The sequence below is a fragment of the Oleiphilus sp. HI0128 genome, assembly GCF_001635365.1.
Map to the genome: position 1 here is coordinate 1 of NZ_LWGG01001279.1, position 824 is coordinate 824.

Consider the following 824-nt stretch of genomic DNA (forward strand, 5'->3'; position numbering starts at 1 on the left):
ACGACTTCTTTATGTATTCAGATGCACTCTTGTTTCGCGAGTTATCCGCCCCACTATGGGAAACGCGCGGCGCAATTAATGCCCTGGCCGCTCCTTTTATCGCGTTGACTTTAATGAACAACCAAAAACAAGTCATCGGAATGCACGTCTCACGTCAAATGGCTTTCCATTCGACAACACTGGTGGTCGCCGGAATCTACCTTATCTTAATTTCTGCCGGTGGCTACTATATCAGTGTATTTGGTGGCACGTGGGGTGAAGCTCTACGAATACTGTTTATCGTAATCGGCCTAATAACATTAATACTTCTAATTAGCTCTCCAATTCTACGCGCACGTATAATGGTTTTTATTAGTAAGAATTTTTTCGACTATAAATACGACTATCGCGACGAATGGATCAAGAGTACACGCGCGCTTTCTGATACAGATACCTCCCACCCTCCATCACTACAGGCGATAAAAATCCTTGGCGACTTGGTCGGGAGCCAGTCGGGCGCGATCTGGATTAAAGACGAGGAAGGTTTATTCAAACCCAAAGCACAATACCACCTACCTGATGCAAAGTTCGGAGACATCGACCATCATTCCGAGCTAATAACCTTCTTCACCCAAAATGACTGGATCATCAACCTCGATGAATACATGCTAGACCCAAGCAAATATAAGCTGATCGAAATTCCGGAAAGCATGCTTCACCTCGAGCACCCATGGCTGATTCTGCCCCTTGGGGTCGGTGAAAACCTATCCGGATTAGTCTTGCTATGTGAACCCATCGCAACGATTGACCTAAACTGGGAGAATTACGACCTGTTGAAAATTGTT

The 824-nt window shown here is 45.4% G+C and carries 1 pseudogene; it reads left to right on the forward strand.

Features of this window, described 5'->3' with window-relative positions:
• Window positions 1–11: 11 nt before the first annotated feature.
• Window positions 12–824: pseudogene (locus tag A3763_RS29030) on the forward strand (PEP-CTERM system histidine kinase PrsK); the annotation flags it as partial.